The 683-nt window shown below is 61.3% G+C and carries 1 protein-coding gene; it reads left to right on the forward strand.

What is annotated here, in order from left to right; all coding sequences use genetic code 11:
* A partial coding sequence (locus tag BHC62_RS27125) for a VCBS domain-containing protein (protein WP_218124039.1) occupies positions 1–683 on the forward strand: 683 nt, incomplete at both ends.

Raw genomic sequence — 683 nt, forward strand, 5'->3', positions numbered from 1 at the left:
GCAACAACAGCGGCGCTACGGGCACGTTGGACGTCAATGTGGTCGACGATGTGCCAAAAGCCTTCGACGACAACCCCGGCGGCGTGGCCTCTGAAAGCCAGCTCATCCTCAATGGCAGCGTGCTGGGCAACGATGTGCAAGGCGCGGATCGGGTCGCCACTGGCCCGGTAACTGCCGGTACCTTCACCGGTACTTACGGCACCCTGCAGCTCTTCGCCGACGGCAGCTACACCTACACCCTGGACAAAACCGATCCACAGTTTGTCGCCCTGAACGGCGGTGGCAGCGGCACTGAAACCTTCACCTATCAATTGAACGACAGCGACGGCGACACCAGCACCGCCAAGCTGGTGCTACAGGTGCATAACAACGACGACCCAGTAGTACTGACGGGCCTGGAAGTAAAAGGCGGCGAAGTCACCGTCTACGAGAAAAACCTGCCATTGGGCAGCGCTATCGATGGGCCTGCTCTGACCCAATCCGGCACCTTCACCGTGACCGCACTGGATGGCCTGAAAAACCTGACGGTGGGCGGTATCAGCGTCGTCACCAACGGCGTCGCCGCGACCTTCCCGCAGTCGGAGCCCACCGGTTTCGGCAACACCCTGACCATCACCGGCTACAACGCCAGCACCGGCGTGATCAGCTACAGCTACACCCTCAACGGCACTGACAGCCACCCA

The organism is Pseudomonas sp. 06C 126 (assembly GCF_001855215.1).
In the GTDB taxonomy this organism is placed as follows: Bacteria; Pseudomonadota; Gammaproteobacteria; order Pseudomonadales; family Pseudomonadaceae; genus Aquipseudomonas; species Aquipseudomonas proteolytica.